Source organism: Roseateles sp. YR242, assembly GCF_900109745.1.
Taxonomy (GTDB): domain Bacteria; phylum Pseudomonadota; class Gammaproteobacteria; order Burkholderiales; family Burkholderiaceae_C; genus Roseateles.
Genome location: NZ_FOAV01000010.1, coordinates 138,250 through 156,528, shown reverse-complemented (window position 1 = coordinate 156,528; position 18,279 = coordinate 138,250). Strand labels below are relative to the sequence as shown.

Below are 18,279 nucleotides of genomic sequence, written 5' to 3'. Positions count from 1 at the left end.
TTCATCCTCCCCATACCGCGCGCGAGCTGCGCAACTCGGCGCCCAGCATCTCCAGTGCAGGTGCCAGGCTGTGCAGCGGCCCGCCCAACCCGATTCGGGCGTCGCAGGGCGCGCCGAAGAATCTTCCGGGCACGATCAGCAGGTTGTACGCCCGGAGCAGCCTGTCACACAGCGTCTGCACGGCCTCCGGGCTGCCGAAGTGCAGCAGGACAAAAGCGCTCCAGGCAAAGCGCGTCGCGGGCACGAACCTGCCTACATCCGCCAGCCATTCGGTCACCAGGTTCTCTCGCGCCCGCATGCTTTGCGTGAAGGTCTGCTCGAGTGCCTCCATCGCCGCGGCGCAGCGGCGGGCCACAGGTTCCAAGGATGCGGGCATCACATCGCCCATCGTGACGCCGCGGAAGGCGCGTATATGTTGCGCTGCTTCAGACGGTGCTGCGACCCAACCGATACGCTCCCGACCCAGGCCCGCCAGTTTTGCCAGGGAGGTGATGCAGATGATGTTGGGGGCCGCCCGGAAAGCACTGCGGCTGAACCAGACCGGCCGGCCGGAGAACGCGGCGGGATCGTAGATCTCGCAGACGAGAACCCATGCGCCAAAGCTGGCGCACAGCGACGCGGCAGCGAGGATGTCCTCCGGATGAAGTACGGCGCCTGAGGGGTTGTGGGCATTGGTGAGGATGAAGGCCCGGGCGCCGGCCGAAAGGGCTTCACGCAAGGCCTGCATGTCGATGCGGAAGCCGCCGACGCGCGGACGTGGGACAGGGAGTGACCGCCCGCCGCAGGCCTGCACGATTTGCGTGAATGGGGCGTATCCCGGTGTCTCGATCGCCATCGCCTCGCCGCGCTTCAGCAATGCGCCGACGGCCAGAGCCATCGCGTGCGTGGCGCCCAGCGCCGGCACCAGGCAGTCCAGGGGGCAGTGGTAACGCCGACTGGCCAGCGCGTAGATGTCGAGGCCGTCTTCGGTGTCTGCGCCACCGGCACCCGCCAGCACTGCGGCACCATCGACGCCTGCCCCGGCACTGGCCAGGTTGCGCCGGCCCGGCAGGTTCGCGGTCAGCCAGGCAATGTAGTCCGGCGCCGTGTGCTCATCGCTTGCTGCGCTGGGGAAGGGAAAGGTAGAGCTCATGGTGGAAGCGTAGGTATCCGGGGTAGAGATGGGGCAGGGCCATCGCCTTCAGCGCATGCAGTGCGGGCAGGTTCAGAGAGGGAACGCCCGGCCAACGGTGGTGCTCGGCGTGAAACGAGGCCTCCCACAACAGGAAGCGCACCAGGGCCACGGAGCGCACGCTCCGCGTCATGCTGCCCACATCGGCTTGCTCCACCAGACCGTAGTGCTCGGGAAGCGAAAAGAAGCGGATGAAGACGTGCCCGATCACGTACGGCGCCGCCCAGCACAACAGCAATTCAGCCGGAGCCATGGCTAGGAGCGCCAGCAGCAACACGTGGGTGCTGCGGACCACACCGTCCCCCTCGCGCGCCGGTGGGCCAAACATCCGCCAGACCCGCCATTGACCACGCAGCGGATTGCCAAGAAACAGATACCGCAGGTAATGCTGCCGGCTCGTGAAGACACCGGTCCATTCGGTGTCCGCGGCCCCGCGCGCATGCTGGTGATGGCGCAGGTGGGCCTGTCGGAAATCGGGAAAGTTGATCAGCAATGGCGCGCACAGCCATTGGCCTATAGCAGCATCCACGCGCCGGTTGCCAGTCAACCTCAGATGCACACAGTCGTGTGCCGCATTCAGAAGTCCGGCCAGGATCAGGCCCATCGCCAGGACGGCCAACGCTCCCCATCCAATGCCGCTGCGACATGCCAGCACCGCCAGGCCCCCATAAAGCAGAAGCAAGAGGAACAACCGAACAGCATTTCTTAGCCGCGGCACTTGGTGCAGGGCTTTGATGGAGGCAGCAGTCCCGTCGCAGACGGTTGTTTGCGTGGTTTCACGCATGGAATGCCTCCTCACTAGCCAGCGACGCACGGCGGCGTTGATGCCGGGCTTGCAGCGCCGCCTTGAAGTCCTCGCCGACGACGCGCGAAGCGGCGCAGTTCTCCATCCATTCGATGTGCCACTGCACGCCAACCACGCAGGTGGCAGCGGTTGCGCGCAGCGCCTCGACCGTGCCATCCAGCGCAAAGGCTTCCGGCTGGAGGCCCGCCCCCAAGACATCCACCGCCTGCCCATGAGCCGAGTTGACATGCAAGGCCTGGTCGGCGTGGCCGGCTTGGACAAGTCGTGTCGCGAGCCAGCCACCGGCCACTGCAGTGATCGGATGAGCCGGAACGTAGCGCTGCGCGATGGTGGGAGCGCTGCGGGAACGATGGTCCATGCGACCTTCTGTCTCATGGACGGCCTGGCAGAGGCTGCCGCCGAAGGCGACATTGATCTCCTGCAGTCCCCGACAGATTCCCAGCAACGGGAGGTCCATGCCGAATGCGACCCGGATGAGATGTAGCGAGGACTCGTCGCGTTGCTCGTCGAAGTGATGGCTGCGGGGCTCGGCACCGTAGTGGCGAGGATGGACGTTGGAGGCGGCGCCGGTCAGCAGCACGCCGTCCACGTCCTGCAGCAGACTGCGCAGTACGGCATCGGCCACCGGAATGGCAGGCAGGATGAGGGGCAAGGCGCCGCATTCGGAGCTCACGAAGCGCAGATAACGATCAAAGACACTCTGGTGGGCCAGGTCACCCCAGCCGGGAACGTGAAGCGATGTATTGCAGGCGGTCACCAGCACCGTGGGCTTGCTGTTCATCGAACTCTCCGGTTCATTGATGGATCAATGGCACGCGTACGGCGCCGAAGTCCAGGTTGCCGAGGAAGAAGAGGCCCATATACAAGAGCCCGCCGGGCTGGTCCCGAGGGACACTCAGGGTCACCGGCCATACCGCGCTAGCGTGTGCGAGCAGTACGCGGCTCTCGGGCGGCGCCTGCACGGTCATGCCTGACCAGGGGATGCCAGCATCAACCACCGGAGCGAGCGTGAGTGCCAGACCCTTCCCCCTGCGATGCGAAAGCACCACCTCGCATTTGTAGAGCACCTGATCAGCCTCTTCCGTACGGCTGACCCATCGGTGCTGCAGCGATAGTTGCCGGTCCAGTTCCGGAGATACGAAGGCGGTGTAGGTACAGCGCCGGCAGTCGCGGGTAATACGCTGTCGCAGCGCGGTCAGCATGCCGTCCGTAGTGAGGGTGTCTGTCATGCCCGTGCCGCAGTTCGGGCAGGGTTCGCTGTCATGGCATTGGCCACGAAAGCGGCGCCAGTGGGTAAGTACCTGCGAGAGCTGGGTCGGCACGGCCGTTGCGCACGCCGTCACGGTTGCCACCTGTAGCGAGCGCACCTTCTCCAGAAGAGCCGTATCCGACCAGTCCACCCTGCCGCCGAGCCGCTCGGAGCAGGCCAACGCCGCATGGGTGCTCGCATCCATGAAGTGCATCAGCGCGGCACCGGCGGTTTCGCGGCGCCTGGATAGCAGGGCGAGGCGCAAGGCATTGAGCGCGGGCATGGCCTGGAACGGATCGTGGGCGTCATCGTCAGGGGCCGATGGGTTGACCGCTCCGTCTGCCACCATTCGGAAACCAACTGCGCTCAAGGTCTGCACCAACCGATCCGGAAACACGATCAGTACATGGGGCTCTCCATCCCACTGGAAGCGCTCCATCAGGATTGCGTCCGTCATGTCGGCGCTTCCATCACTGCGCAAGCACTGCAGCCGGTTCGTTTCCAGCGAGGGTGCGCCGGCCAGCGAGAGCACCAGGGCGGGGGTTCGCAGCACCGTCGTCGGCCCCTGACCGTCATGGGTCCCGCCATCGGTCCAGCGCAACCAGCAAGCGACAGGCGATTCGGCCTCTGCGAGTTGCAAGTCCGGGTCACCAAACAAGGCATGGCCTGCCTCGCTGGCCCCCTTGGCCTGATGAATGGCGTTCATGATGGACACCGTCTCACCAGTGGTGACGCCGCTGCGTAGCAGGGAACGAACCAGCAGGGGGTCGTTGGGCCAGGCCGCACCGGACCGCGCGATGGCGATGCACGCTGATGTGCCAGCCTCGATGGCGGCATTGAGCAGTTGCAGATCGCGCCTGAACACGCTGCTGCCGGGCGAAGCGGTTGAACACGCGGCCAGGTACAGTACCTCGGCGCCGAGATCCGACACTGACACCGAGGTCTTGCTGCCGTCTGGATCGGCCGGACAGTGTTGGCAAACCTGGCAGGTATGGGGCGCCACCACGTCGCCTTCATAGCGGCCGTTGCCCAGCTTGCCGCACAGCTTCAGCATGGGCCCGATCAGCATGTCGATGGGTTTTCCAAAACCGGCCAGGGCCACGATGGTGCGCGGTTGGGGCAGCAGCGATTCACCTTCCTCGAAAGCGAAAGTCTCGCAGCCATCGGATGCGAAGCGATCCACCACGGACAGGCTGAAGCTGGAGACCAGGTCGGGGGGCGACGGGTCTGATCCCGGCTGGGGCGGGATAAGGGTACGACGTTCATGGCCTTCGACAAGGCGAGTCAGTTGCGCGAGGTCGGCCCCCAACATCAGGCCGACGCTCACGTGGGCGGCATCGCCCGCTGACAAGACGCCCTGCAGCAGGGCTGCAGGCAGGCGGTCCTGAAGACCCATGACCAGCACGCTGTCCAGCGTGGCACCCATGGCCCGCAGGTGCTCGGCCATCGCCTCCGGTTCGATGCGCAGCAGATCACGGCCTGACGCGCTCGCCAGCCGATCGGCCAGCGGCGCAGGCACGCAACTGCCGCATATCAGCACCCGGCGGTCGGCAGGAGGCGAGACCCGCCAGGGCCGACTGCCGCCTGCGCGCCCCAGATGACGAAATGCGTACCGGCGCCCAGCGGATTCGCCCGAGGCGGGCTGGGCCTGGACCAGGACAGGAAGTCCCTGAACCCGCAGCGCCTGTAAGCGCCCCTGTCCCGCTTCCTGCATTGCATTATTCATGTTCGCGTTCTCTCCATCACGTCACGAGCCATGGCGTTCCCGATGGCCCCGACCAAGCCAGCCCTTATCGCGCTTGCTTGGTCGTGCCTTCCATGAGGCGGTCCATCATGTCCTGGGTCAACTGACGCACATCCTTCTGTGCCCGTGCGCTGCCAGCGCCAACCTGCTGGGCATTCATTGCCTCTGCGCGGGTGTTCCACTCCGCGCTACCGCGAAATTCCATGGAGCTCTCCGACGAATACATCGGCCACGGCCGATACGGGTTGACCTGGTGGATGTCCTCGCCGGCCACCAGCAGTGGGTTCAGGTACAGCCCTGTGCGGCCGATTTGCGTGGTGACGGGGATGTAGCCGATGTCCAGCCCGCAGCGGCGCTGCGCCGACGTGTTGGGCCCGGAACCGTGGATGATGTTGGGATGGTGGATGGACACATCCCCTGCGTTTAGCACCAGGCTCACGGCGGCGGATTCATCGGCGGCCTCCTGCGGGACCGAGGAATGCAGCATGTTGGGCACATCGTCTCGCATGACGAGTGGCTCGATACCCCGCCGGAAGCTGCCCGGGATCATCTGAAGGCAGCCATTTTCTGGCGTGGCATCGTCGATGGCCACCCAGATGGTCAGGGCGTTCATCGGCTGCAGGCTCCAGTAGGCTGCATCCTGGTGCCACAGGACGGCCTGGCCATCGCCGGGCGGCTTGCAGATGTAGTGTGAGGTAAAGCAGGCCACGTCGTCACCCAGGAACGCGGTGGCGATCTTCATGAGCCGACTGTCTGTCACCAGCCTGACCCAGAACGCGTCATCGCGCATGAGCGGATGGTGAAAGTGCTCGGGCCGCAGGTCCGGGTAGCGATTCTGGAGCCACTGCACATGGGCACTGGCCTCCTGGATGAGCTCGGAGTCCAGTACGTTGCGAAGAATGGCAAAGCCATTCACGTCATATTCTTTCCTGGCGGCCTTGATGGCCTTGTCAAGATCAGGCATATCCACTCCCTCTTTCATTCAGCGGCGTTTGAGAATTCGGATCCGGTCGGCTTCGCTGCCGTGATCCAGATCGATGCCACGCGTGATCTCGGCCCACTTCGAGAAGCTTTGCACCTGACGGAAGCGTTCACGGATGTCCTCATCCAGCCGCCATTTCCAGATCCGTTGCGTGAGCTCCGCAATGGGGGTGGTCAGCGCGTCGCCGACCTTGGCCTCGTAATTGGTCATGGCCCGCACCTGGCCGGAGGGCTCCAGATGCAGGATCACGCCTTCGGCGTCCTCTGCGGGCGTTTCGGCTGATGGGAGAAATTCGCGGACATCGGTGAACTCGACGCGCGGTGAAAAATCAGTGTGCTGGCGGGCAACGCTTTCGCAGATGCGCTGGAGTTGGTCGAACTCCTCCTCCCGCAGCAGGTGCACCTCGCAGAACTTTGGTTCTGCGGCGAGTCCTTCCGGAATCACGGCCCCCACGCGGATGTAGTTCAGGGAGGGGAATCTCCGGATGAGGCTTCCCAGGAACTCCTCCAACCCCGCCAGCGCCGTGCGGGTGGCGGTGTATTCAACAGCGATCTCGCAGCGTGCGCCCGACTTCTCGCGAGCCTCCAACAACAGCGCCACGGCGCGCATGGCGCGCTCGAACGACCCATTGCGGCCACGGATGATGTCGTGAACCGCCGCGTTGGGGCCGTCGATGCTGATTGAAACGTTGTCCACCGACGTGACCAGTTCCACGGCCAGGTCGGGCTCCAGCAGCCAGCCACCTGTAAACACGGCGATCCGGATGCCGCTGTTGCGAAACACGTCAGCGGCACCCTTCCACCACTTCGCCATGAGCGGTTCCCCTCCCCCAAAGGAGACCCGGTCGGGGCCGGCGTCGGCCAGCTTGCGAGCCAGACGCAGGGCCACCGCTTCATCCAGCACCTCGGACTTCCGGCGGCCGGACTCTGAGTAGCAGTGAATGCAGCGTAGCGGGCAGGCATAGGTCAGGTCCCAGATGACCCGCCCCAGATGAGGTTCGAAGTTCTTCATATGCTCCCGGTAGGCGTCAATGCGCCTTTTCCAACAGTTGACGAATGCACAGATCGACAAAGGAATCGAGATCGCCTGCACCCGTGACATCTCGTTGGGAGACACGAATGCCCAATTGGCGGCGCACGGCTGCGGCCACCTTGACGGCGGTGATGGAGTCCCCACCGGCGGCGTAGAAACTTTTCGCGGGGTCGCAATCCGCGCCGAGTTCCTGGCGCCAGATGGCGCGGACGGCCTGCGTCTGCGGATGCGCGTCGTTCGCCGCGTGTGGGACTGCCCGTGCATCAGCAGAGGCAGTTGGGGAAGAATCTGGCAGCTGAACCTCGGCCAGTGAACGTTCGACGGCGGCACGGTCGAGCTTGCCGTTGGTGGTGAGCGGTAGTTGCTCAACAACCCGCCAGCGTGATGGGACGGCATACGCCGGCAACTGCTGGTAGCACCGTGACTGCGCCTGCGCCAGAGCCGCCGCATCGCCAGCAATAGCCGCCACGATGGCGGTGACCTTATCCCCTTGTCTCAGCGTAAAGGCGGCGACGCCTCGGACGCCCGGTGTGGCAGCCAAGACGCTTTCCACTTCGTCAAGCTCGATACGATGGCCGTTGAGTTTGATCTGCCGGTCACGGCGGCCGCCGAAGTGCAGGCGCCCCGCCTCATCACGAAAGCCCAGGTCCCCCGTTCGATACATTCGCGCGCCGGCTGGTCCGTGGGGGTTGGCAATGAAGCTTGTGGCGGTCTGTCGGGCGCTGCCCAGATAACCATAGGCCAGCCCTTCGCCAGCAACATAGAGGTCGCCAATGACATGGGCGGGCAGAGGTTGCAGTTGTGTGTCCAGAACCATCACGTCGGTGTTGTCCAACGGGAAGCCGATCGGTACATCGCTGGTGGGCAACCGGCTCGGCACCTCGTAGATCGAAGCAAAGGTGGTGCATTCAGTGGGGCCGTAGCCATTGAAGATGCGCAGACCTGGCGAAAGCTGGCGCAGGCGCTCCAGCGTCGGGCCCGATACGACGTCGCCGCCGGTGAGCAGGCAGCGTAGGCTGGCCAGGCTATGGCCGTCATGCGCGGTGATGGCATCCAACAGGGCCGATGTGAGCCAGGCGCAGTCGGGCCGATGGTGTTGGAGGAAATGCACCAGTCCGACATAGTCCAGGGTGTCCCGCTCCGGCACGCACAGCAGGGTATGGCCGTTGCAAAGGCTGAACCAAAGTTCGAAGGTGGAAGCGTCAAACGGCAGCGGCGCGGCGTGCAGCACCCGGAGGTTCTGCTCCGGAATCAGTCGGCTCATGGCCAGCACCAGATTGAGTACCGAGGTCTGGGAGACGCAAACGGGTTTCGGAATGCCGGTGCTTCCAGAGGTAAGCATGACATAGGCAGGCCGTTGATGACGCAGGTCTTGTCGTTGGACAGGCGAGTCGTCTTTGGCCGAGCTGGGCCGGGAATCCAGCGGGTCCGGCGTACCTGCGGCCAGTGCCTCGACTTCCGCGTCGAGGTCTGAGCCCGTCAAATCAACACAGTGGCCAATCGCGTCAAGGGCTACAGACCGGGCTGCAGCACCGAGCGAGGACGATATCGGGACATAGGCGCGGCCCGCACGCAGGCAGGCCAGCATCGTCACCACCGCGCCGATGCCACGGCGAGCGGTGAATGCCACCGGACACAACGGCATGGTGTCGGGGAAGCGGGCCGCCATGGCGCCTGAGAGATGCCAGAGCAGGTCGTAGCGCCAGTCACGGTCCGGGGTGCGGACGGCAATGGTGGCGGGCCGATTCTCGGCAACAAGCGCCACCATGCCGGGAATCGACAAGTGAGAAGGGGTTGACGTCATGAGGTCTCCAGCAGGCACTCGTCCAGCAGATCCGCTAGCGCTTCCATCAAGCGCCGGGCGGTGAGTGGCGCCTGGGTCCGGCCCAACGGCACGGACTCCAGCTCGATCAGCATGTCGCTCCCCTGCCGGACGACATGCAGAGAGACCGGAAATTTCGGCGACACGGGAAGGGGCGAAATATTCACGGCGCCTTGACCGTCAAGCGCTGGATTGACGCCGTCGGAGGAGGCCCGGACTACAAAGGACACCACGCCAGCCACCAGGTCCCGGGCGGGTTGTTGATGAGCCACGAAGAAGGCTTTGGTGAGCTCGCTAAAAGGCAGTTGCACATGCTCCAGCGCCATAAGGAGGTCGTCCCGCGCGGCCTGGATGAGCGCAGCTCGCTCGCCATTGCCTGCGCCGGTGCGGACCAGCAGCGGCAGCGTGTTGAGCACCGGCCCGATCACCGCCGCGGTGGCAGGCTCTCGAAGGCTGATGGGATAGCCGATACAAACGAGCGAAAGCGCAGCCGCCTCACCGATGCATCCGGCCAGGACCACACTCAGGATCTGGAACGGCGTGCAGTGCAATTGGGCGGACAGCCGGAGCAGGCGATTGAGTTCTGCAGGGGCCAACTGCCGGCGCTCCTGCAGCGGCTGTTGCTCGCGCCAACGCCCGAAGGGCGCGCGGCGCTCGATGCTTGCCAGCGGTGCCAGATACTCGCTCCAGTAGGCCCTTGCCTCCTGGGCCGCATGACCTTGGAGAAAGCGCTGCTGTGCCTCCACGAACACGCCATAACCCGGCACTGGATCGAAGGCCATGCCTGCGTGTTTGCCGGCATGCCGCTGCCCCAGCTCCCGAACGAGATGTTCGAAGGACACGGCATCGACGACCAGGTGATGGGCCGCAAGTGCAACGGCGACGGCACCGCTCGATGACCTGATGTGCAGGCGGACCAGCGGCCCCGTCTCCAGGTCGAACGGATGGGCCGAGCAGGTCTGCACCCAGTCCTGGGCGCTGCGCAGTGACAGAGGCCCCGCGTGTTCCTCCGTCCTGACCAGGTCGGTCTCGGCACCCATGGCAGCAGCATCCGTGGATTCGAAGCACAGACAGCCGCTCTCGATCACGAATCGGCTCGTGAGGATGGAATGATTCCGCACAAGCTCGGTGAAGGCCTGCCGCAGCCGCTGCACGTCAATGGCGGATTCGAAGAACCATCCTGCGGTGACGTTGTAGAGCGAGGGATCGTCTCCCTCAAGCGACTCCACCCACATCGCCGTCTGGATCGCGGAGGCCGGACTGAGCATGGTCATCGGTCTTGGGCGGTTCAACGTTGGGTAGCAACGGGCACGATGTTCGTCCACACCGTTTCGATGTAGTCGAGCACATGCTCCTGATCGGCCGGACCAAATACCTCGCGCCATCCTGCGGGCACCGGTAGATGAGACGGCCAGACCGAGTACTGGCCCAAATGATTGACAACTGCGAGGTACTGGTTCATCGGGAGGCCTTGGCGGGGTTGTGGGCGCGTGGCGGGAAGTTGGCGGCTGCGCCAGCGCGGGCACTGGCGATGGGCATGGGGGCGGCCGTGCTGAGATGGAGCGCCAGGGTGTGGACAGTGGGATGGGCGAACAAGGTTCGAACCGTCAAGCCGGGATAACCTGCCTGGCGGATGTGATTGATCAGCTTCACTGCCATGAGCGAGTGACCGCCTTCACCAAAGAAGTTGGCGTTCCGGTCGATGTCCGTGCGGTCGAAGACCCGGCGCCAGGCGTCGAGAATGAGCGCCGTGACAGCGTCGTCCTGGGATTCTTCGACAGGCCCGCACACGGCTTCCACCACTTCTTCCACCACTGGCACAGTCAGGCTGCTCTGGTGAGAGGCGGCTGCCAGCGCATGCCGGTCAACCTTGCCGTTGCCCAATCTGGGCATGTCTGGGACATGCACCCACCGATGCGGTCGGCCGTACCACGGCAGCACCCTGGCTGCAAAGTCCTGGATTTGCGCCAGGGACTGGGCGTCGCCGGTGAAATGCATCTGCAATTGGGGCAACCCGCCCAGTGACACAACCGTTGCCACGGCCTCCCGGATGTGTGGGCACGCGCTCATCACCTGCTCGATGCCGTCCAGTTCCAGACGGAATCCATTGATCTTTATTTGCCGATCCGCCCGACCCTGGCAGACCAGGCGCCCCTGATCGTCCAGGTGTCCGAGGTCGCCAGTCCGGTACATCCGGCTGCCAGCAGGGCCATAGGGGTCGGGCCGGAAGCCGTTGTGGGGCCCGCTGGGGACATTCAGATAACCCAGCGCCACGCCAGCCCCGGTGATATGAATTTCCCCCGTGACCCCGGCCGGAAGCTCGGCACCTTGTTCATCCAGCACACGCAGTACGGTCTTGCGGATGGGCCGCCCTGCGTCGATCACCTCCCGCTCGCCGGTCCAGCGTCCGCAGGTGCTGTAGGTGGTGGTTTCGGTCGGTCCGTAAAGGTTTCGAAGGCGAACGCCTGGCAATGCAGCCAGCAGACGATCCGCCAGCGGGCGGGGCAACGGTTCGCCCGCCAGGTTGATGGCCCTCAGCCTTGGGAACGCCACGAGGCCGTCCAGCAACTGGGCGGCGGCGGAAGGAATGGTGTTGATCAGGGTGATGTCCAGCCGCTGCGCGGCGCCCATAACGGCGGTCACGTCATCCACCACCACGAGCGTTCCACCGCTGGCGAGCGTGGCGAAGATCTCGAAGATCGACAGGTCGAAGGACACCGATGTAGCGAACAGGACGCGTTCGAACTCCTCGGCGCTGAACTCGTCCTGAGTCCATGCGACGAAGTTGGCCAGGTTGCCATGGGTGAGGACAACGCCTTTGGGCTGCCCGGTAGATCCGGAGGTGAAGAGCACGTAGGCCGGTGTGTCGGCCTCCGCTGTAGAGGCCTGCGCTGGTGCCTCCGGGCTTTGCGCCAGCGGCTGCATGCTCCTGCAGTCGCGCCGGATGCCGGGCAGGGCGGTCATTGTCTCGTCAGACAGTTCCAGCGTCACACCTGCAGCGGCGTAGATCCGTGCCGCGCGATCGGTGCTGTCGCGGTGGTCGACCGGGACATAAATGACCTTGGCCAGCAGGGCTGCGAGGGGCGCCACCACGGTTATTGGGCCGCGCGGAATGCGTACGCCGACTTTGCCGCCGGTGGGCACACCATGCCCATGGATCCGCGCTGCCATCTCGACGGCAGCGGCCCACAACCCGGCATAAGTCAACTGGCCCGCTTCCCATTCCACGGCCACCGCCTGTGGGGAGCTTTGCGCTCGCCGTCGAATGCGCTCCAGCGGGTGAATGTCGAAGGGGCCGGTGCCGCATGCTTCGCGCACCAGCGGAATGATCGAAGCAACGGCCTCATCGGAGCGGTAGCGCTCCCGCCCGAGCAAGGCTTGCAGGCGGGCCACGAGACCATCCACGAAGCCTGCGGTCAGGCTATCGGTATCGAAGGTGAAGAGACATTCGACGTGGCCATTGCGCTGGATGCAATCGAACTTGAAGTCGTACTTCGCTCTGGCGACGGCGGTGTGCCAGCCCTCGTCGGCGACGTGATAACCGAAGGCGAACTGGGTGAAATGGCCCTTGGCAGGCGGCCGGCCCCGCAGTTGCCGGGAGACATAGGCGAACGGTACATGGCGGTCGTCCACCGCTGCCATCAGAGCCTCGTGTGTGGCCGACAGCCAGTCGCCCAGCGAGGCTTCGGGGTCGATACGGGTGGGAAGAATGATCTGGTTGACCAGGCATCCCACCGCATGCTCGGTGGCCTGCCGCCGGGTGGTCACGGTCAGCGCGACCCCGAACGCCGGTGCCGACGTCTGCGCGGCAATGGCCATCTGCAGGATCGTCAATGCCAGCAAGCTGGGCGAAGGCGGCCCCATGGTTTCCCTTGCAGACAATTCGATGGTCGGCAAGGACTTGATCACGACGCGGCGTGTCTCGGCCCGGCCCCAATCGGTGGGAAGCGGTCGGCCCTGCGTGCACACGGGCAATGCCGAGGGAATGTCGGCCAGCGTCATCGCGACCGTCCGCGCGTGTGCATCGAGCGCGGCTTCCGCCTGTCCGTCATCTTCTGCCACCGGCGGTCGCTCGTTGAGGACAGCTTCTTCTGCGCCGGGGAGGCCGCCTTCACGTATGACCGCCAGGTAGCCGGCCAGTGCCTGCTGGATGAGGCCGAACGAGGTGGCATCCACGATCAGGTGGGCCGCCTTGAGGACGATGCCACAGGCCTCGCCCTGACCGGATAGAACCACGGTCGCCTGGAACAGCGTCTGGTCATGGTCCATTGGCTCGCTCGCCATCCGCCGGGCCACCTGATCCACCGCACCCCTCTCTGCGCTCAACCAGGCCGCGAATGACATGTCGTCCAGGGTGGCCGGCGTCTGCAGCAGGATGTCTTCGTCGTGCTCCACCACGCGGCCCGTCAGAACGGGGTACCGGCGCAGCAGCGATCGCAGGGCCTGGAAGACCTGCTCGCGACCCAGGCCTGGCGCCAGGGCCGACCACTGCACGACGTTGTAGGCCGCCGAAGCGGCGGGTCCCTTGGAGGCCTCAAAGTACAGGCCCAAAGCATTGATGGACAGGTCGTGATTCACCATGTCAGCTCCACCTTCAGTTCGTGATGCCGCGGAATGCCTTGCGCACCCGGACTTCCAGTTCATCCACATGAACGGGATCGTTCCCGGCGAGGAGCAGTTCGATCACGTCGCCCGGGTGTCCCCCTCCCGAGAGCAGCACCACCCCGCAGTGGCGGTCTCCACTCAGCAGCAGTCCGTCTTCTTCCAGGCGGCGCCTGGCTGCAGGGAAGGGGAGGGCGGGGATGTCTCGCACGGACCGAAGCGTCTTCTCTGCGGAGTGGCCCTGTCCATGCAGGCGGACGAACAGCTCATGGCCCGCGGTGCCACCGCCCCACCGGGCATTGGTCTCGTTGAACCGCACCTGTCCACCGGTGACGATCGCGTCTAGATTGATGTAGCCGCGATAGCCGATCCGAGCCGCATGGGCCATGAACGGTGCCGCGAGCTCGCGTGCCTGTGCCAGGTGTTCCCGAGTCCCGTAAGGAAGCTCCAGCCCGCACCATCCGCTGTCCGGGCGCCCGCCCTTGTACAGCACGCGCCCACTGTTCAGGTAGCTGACCTCGCCCTCCCCGGCAATGAGGTACTCCAGGTAGAACTCTTCGGTGGAGGGCAGATAGGCCTCGATGACTGAGTCCTCCCGTAGTTCGGCGGTGAACGCGCGGGCTGCGTCCTGCGCTTCGCGCAGGTTTGCCACTGTGCGGGAGGCCCGCACGCCGGTCATGCGCCGAGCCGCCAGCGTGATGCCGTAGTTCCCCTCTCCGCCAGCGCCGGAATTGGACTTCAGGATCAGCGCTCCCGTCAGCCCGAGCAGGCGTTGCACCGCCGCGGCCGGGTCGGCGCCGGGCAACAGAATCTCCCCTGGCGGTATGGGAAGACCGAAGCCCGAGGCCAGCCGGCGGAAGTCCGCCTTGCGGTTGAAGAGGTCTGCGCCGGCCGAGGCGGCGAAGGTTTGGGCTTGAGACGCCCGCGAGGGCGTGAGACGCTGTTGGAGCCGGGCGACGGCGGGCGACATGTAGCAGGCATTGATGGCATAGCCCTGCAAGGTGGAAGGGTCGAGATCACAGGCGTCCAGTGCCGCGTCGTCGAGTACGCCATCCACCTGGACGAGACGCACCCGGTTGCGGTCCACGCGGGTGATGCCGAACACGTAGTCGATGAAGGCGTTCTCCAGCGTGCCGCTGTAGATCACCACGTCGTCGTTGTCAGCCATCCAAAGATGTTTGGCCGTGGCGCGCGCCAGTGGGTCGCTGCCCTGGCGCACTGGACGCAAGGCGTGGGTGGCGCCGACATTGATGATGAGAATCTTTGGCATGACAATTCATTGCGGATAGAACTGGAGGGCCAGCAGCGGCGCCTGGGCTTCGTGAATCCGCGCCGCATTGAGCATGTTCATGCGCAGTTGCGGGGGGCGTTCCGTCTGAATCAGCAGCAGCGGCTCCAGGTCGAGCAACCGCCGCCCCTGCAGGGCGTAAGTGATGAACTTGTCGCGAACAGCCTCAAGCAGCACTGGCTCCGACGGGCACGGCAGCCCGTGGTAGTACGCGTCGTCTCCTCGCCATAGCGACCTCATGAAGGCCATCTCCTGTGCCAGTTCTGCCTCCTGGAGACCATCACGCAATGCTTGCCGGAGGTCGTTATCGGCTGCGCCGGGATCCGTATCGGGCATCAGTGCCGACAGGTTGCGAACCTCGATGTCGACAGAGGCGCCGAGGCCCGCTGTAGCCATGCGCGCCTCCAGGAATTCGTACAGCGCCGCGCGGAACAGCTCGCGGCGTTGCGCGATGACGTCGTGCCGCAGTACCACCGGTGCGCCGGTGCGTCGCCAGAGGTAGTCCCGCTCGTCGGTATCGCCAACGAGGGCCAGCAACGACACCTTCGCGCCAGCGCGCACCAGCACCGCGAGAAGGTCCTGCAAACGGCGCATGTGGCGGCGCAGCAGGGCAGTCTCCACGCTGGTGAGAACGAAGCTCTCGGGTGCCGGACCCCAGAGTTGCCGATAGTCCATCGGCGGGCAGACAAAGAAGGCCAGCCGTAGTGGATCAGGTCCGGTTTGGCGTGACCGGATCCATGTCGCGGCAGCGCTGGCCTGAGCAGCAAGGGCGGCTCCGTCTCCGGCCGGCAACCATGCAAGGAGATCCTGTTCGAGGCCGGACGGTGTCGCGGATGTCGGGCGGGCAGCCTCCTGCGAACCGGACGCAGTGCTGAAGGTGGGTGTGGACAAAGCCTCCTTCACCAAGCGACGGAACGCCTTCTTGGAGATGGGCAACTGCCAGGATCCCTCGGCCGAGAACGAACGCTCCTTCAGCAACGCCACGCCCTGGCGCAATCCGTCCGCGATGTGGTGGGGATGCTGGCTGCCTGCGGTGGTACGGCGCAACCGATCGATCAGGCCGCCCAGGTCGCTCCCACCGCTGCTCAAGCAGAGGTCCAGCAGCCGTTCCACGGCATCACCGCTGACCGTGCGGTGGGGTTCAAGAGGGCCTGCCATGGCTGTGCTCACTTCGGATCGGTGAGGTCCGCGTGCAGGCCGATGCTGGCCTCCCAGTGGACGCCATCGAAGTCCCGCACTTGGATGCTGGCGTCGAGATCACCTGTCAGGCAGTTCATGTTGACGGTGAACTCGGTCGGATTCGACCTCGGGCGGTAGAACGGCTTGACCCCACACACCCGACAGAACATGTGACGCGCAGTCATCGTATTGAAACGGTACTCCGTGATCTCATCGTCGCCCTTGAGCAGCTGGAACTCCGGCTCCGGCACACGAAGGTGGATGAACCCGTTGACCTTGCAGATGGAGCAATTGCACCGGTAGGCCGTGGCGTTGTCGTGGATCAGCGCCCGGAAGCGCAATGCGCCGCAGTGGCATTGGCCATCCATCCAGCGTTCGCCTTGAGTGCTGGCCACGGCCGCGGACCATTCCACGTTGAGCGCATACGCTTGCCGGACCATGTCATTGAAGCGCACCAACTGGTGCTGCGGCACCAGTTTGTCGATCATCCTGGCCGTCATCTCCATGTGGTATTTCTCGGCGGGATCGTCTCCACCGACATGGATGTGGAAATACAGCAAGTCGTCGGGATCGACGTCGAAGACAGCCCCCACCGCCTTCCATAACGCGCTGATGATGCGTTCGGCATGGAATTCGAACGCCACCATGTGTGCGCAGCGCATGACGGGGTCCGGGCTGCCAAGCCCGGCCTCGAGGGCGGCAAGGTACTTGAGCGTGGCGGGTGAATATTCGGGCTTGATCGTCTCGCCGCTGAGCCGATGCAGGTCGGCCAGGAGCAGGCTTGAATGCGTGCGCCTGTGGGTCTCGATGATTTTTGGCAAGCCTTCGTTGCCCTCCCGAAGGCTCAGGGAATGGCCGCCCATCTCGTCCCAGCACAGGAAGCTTCCCACCGCTGCCGTGATGGCGGCCTCAGCGCCAAGAGGCTGATGCCCGGCGATGGCGTCAAGAACATGGCTGGAATAGGCACGCGCCATCACGTATGGAAAGGCCTCCGACATACCGGCAAAGCCGCGCAGCAGCCTCAGCAGCTGGGCCTGCCCAAAGGTGGCTTCGAACGGGTGCGACGGGAACTCCTCGGCGATGCTGTGCTCGATGCGGCCGACGAGGTCTTCGCTGGGCGACAGGATGGCGGACATATCGATACCCTCTTCAATGGTTGGTTTGGTGTTGACCCGCATGTGCCTGGGGTGGCGTGGATGCAGCAGCAAAGAGCAAACAGACAGGAATGGCGCCTAGGCCGATGCATGCGATGGCGAGGCCGATCTGTTGCGACAAGGACGACAGGGGGGCGGAGGCTGCCGCGCCGGTCACGGTCTGCAACAGCCCGGCGGCGACCAGGGCTGCCACTGGCACGGGAGCCAGCGACAATGCAAGGCGCACGGAGAACACGGCGGCCTGGTCACCTTGCGGCGTCCGGCGCTGCCACAAGGTGTTGGAGGCCGCCGGGATGCAGGCGCCCAGCAGCCCCAGCACGGCGCCGACGGACAGGAGCGTGGTTTCGTGGACCTGGGTTCCCATCAGCATCAGGCCCAGGGCATAGGCGGCGCTTCCTCCGAACACCACACGCTCGGGACGATGCTTGAACGCCGGCATTCTGAAGACCGGTACCGCTGCTGCCGCACCCAAGGCTTGGGCGGCAAGATAGAACGCGTAGTGCCCGGGGCCCAACGTGTTCAGCAGGTAGGGCGTCAGCAGTACGGCGCTCGCGCCGAGTGCAACATTGAAGAACACGAAGAACAGCGTCAGTGTGCGCAGCTGCGGATCGCGGAAAATGAATCGGGCCGCGCCGGTGCGGTTCAACGGCATTGGCCGCCGGCCATCTGGCGTCGCGCCGCTGCTCAGTAGCAGTGGGAGCCCTGCCATGCACAGACTGACGGACAGGCAGACGCCCATCATCAGAAGCAACGTTGTGCTCCCTGGCACGACGCCGATCAGGGTTCCTCCGATCAGCGTGCCAATGACGGTGGTGAAGGTTCGCCAGAATTCCTGGATGGCATTGCAGCGGGGCAGCGAGGCATGCGCGGTCCAGTGGGCCATTCCCGAGGAGGTGCTCAGCCAGCGGAAGGTGCCGCTGATGTTGAGTACCGCCATCTGCAGGGAGATGGTCCAGAGACCATTGGCCTGCCCCTGCGTCAGGATCAGCAAGAACATCGGAATGGGCAGCAATTCCATGAGCACCAGCGCATGACGTTTGTCGAAGCGATCCAGCTGCCGGCCCACCAGCACCATCAACACCAGTGCGGGAACGGTGGCCAAGAGAAACGCGCCGACAAAGGCCGGGAAGTGGGCCGCCGCCTTGAACTGGGCGACAGTCAGCATGAAGGCAAGCGTCGCATTCGGTATGCCCAGAATTCCGCGCAGGTGCAGGTAGTGTGGAAGTTGCATCGTGGGAATGCGTGGATGTT

Annotated in this window: 14 protein-coding genes; all 14 read right to left on the bottom strand. The window is 64.8% G+C overall.

What is annotated here, in order from left to right:
- Position 1: 1 nt before the first annotated feature.
- Positions 2 to 1,132 (bottom strand): pyridoxal phosphate-dependent aminotransferase, encoded by a 1,131-nt coding sequence (locus BMY53_RS18330; RefSeq protein ID WP_092947925.1) that lies wholly within the window; start codon positions 1,130 to 1,132, stop codon positions 2 to 4.
- Positions 1,092 to 1,955, bottom strand: coding sequence for a fatty acid desaturase family protein (locus BMY53_RS18325; protein WP_177200941.1), 864 nt, complete (start codon positions 1,953 to 1,955; stop codon positions 1,092 to 1,094). Before BMY53_RS18325 ends, BMY53_RS18330 begins: the two co-directional genes overlap by 41 nt.
- On the bottom strand, positions 1,948 to 2,757 hold the full coding sequence (locus BMY53_RS18320) for a gamma-glutamyl-gamma-aminobutyrate hydrolase family protein (protein WP_092947923.1): 810 nt from the start codon (positions 2,755 to 2,757) through the stop codon (positions 1,948 to 1,950). The genes BMY53_RS18325 and BMY53_RS18320 overlap by 8 nt, the downstream gene beginning before the upstream one ends.
- Before the next feature lie 13 nt (positions 2,758 to 2,770).
- Entirely contained in the window at positions 2,771 to 4,744 is a 1,974-nt protein-coding gene (locus tag BMY53_RS18315) for a hypothetical protein (protein ID WP_092947922.1), read from the bottom strand.
- 271 nt (positions 4,745 to 5,015) lie between these two features.
- Entirely contained in the window at positions 5,016 to 5,933 is a 918-nt protein-coding gene (locus tag BMY53_RS18310) for a phytanoyl-CoA dioxygenase family protein (protein WP_092947921.1), read from the bottom strand.
- Between the two features lie 18 nt (positions 5,934 to 5,951).
- Complete coding sequence (locus BMY53_RS18305; protein ID WP_177200940.1) at positions 5,952 to 6,962, bottom strand: radical SAM protein; 1,011 nt, start codon at positions 6,960 to 6,962, stop codon at positions 5,952 to 5,954.
- A gap of 16 nt (positions 6,963 to 6,978) precedes the next feature.
- Positions 6,979 to 8,787, bottom strand: coding sequence for a non-ribosomal peptide synthetase (locus BMY53_RS18300; protein WP_092947919.1), 1,809 nt, complete (start codon positions 8,785 to 8,787; stop codon positions 6,979 to 6,981).
- Positions 8,784 to 10,073, bottom strand: a complete 1,290-nt coding sequence (locus BMY53_RS18295) for a condensation domain-containing protein (protein ID WP_177200939.1) — start codon at positions 10,071 to 10,073, stop codon at positions 8,784 to 8,786. The genes BMY53_RS18300 and BMY53_RS18295 overlap by 4 nt, the downstream gene beginning before the upstream one ends.
- A 20-nt stretch (positions 10,074 to 10,093) precedes the next feature.
- Positions 10,094 to 10,267: an MbtH family protein gene (locus tag BMY53_RS18290; RefSeq protein ID WP_092947917.1), complete on the bottom strand. Its 174-nt coding sequence runs from the start codon at positions 10,265 to 10,267 to the stop codon at positions 10,094 to 10,096.
- A complete protein-coding gene (locus tag BMY53_RS18285; RefSeq protein WP_177200938.1) occupies positions 10,264 to 13,386 on the bottom strand; it encodes an amino acid adenylation domain-containing protein in 3,123 nt (1,040 codons plus the stop codon). Before BMY53_RS18285 ends, BMY53_RS18290 begins: the two co-directional genes overlap by 4 nt.
- Positions 13,387 to 13,399: 13 nt before the next feature.
- Positions 13,400 to 14,677, bottom strand: coding sequence for a preATP grasp domain-containing protein (locus BMY53_RS18280; protein WP_092947915.1), 1,278 nt, complete (start codon positions 14,675 to 14,677; stop codon positions 13,400 to 13,402).
- Positions 14,678 to 14,683: 6 nt separating this feature from the next.
- Positions 14,684 to 15,808 carry a hypothetical protein gene (locus BMY53_RS18275; RefSeq protein ID WP_143074131.1) on the bottom strand — a complete coding sequence of 375 codons (1,125 nt, stop codon included), beginning with the start codon at positions 15,806 to 15,808 and terminating at the stop codon, positions 14,684 to 14,686.
- Positions 15,809 to 15,861: 53 nt separating this feature from the next.
- On the bottom strand, positions 15,862 to 17,052 hold the full coding sequence (locus BMY53_RS26185; RefSeq protein WP_218151260.1) for a GFA family protein: 1,191 nt from the start codon (positions 17,050 to 17,052) through the stop codon (positions 15,862 to 15,864).
- Entirely contained in the window at positions 17,024 to 18,259 is a 1,236-nt protein-coding gene (locus tag BMY53_RS18265) for an MFS transporter (protein WP_092947913.1), read from the bottom strand. The genes BMY53_RS26185 and BMY53_RS18265 overlap by 29 nt, the downstream gene beginning before the upstream one ends.
- Positions 18,260 to 18,279: the final 20 nt, after the last annotated feature.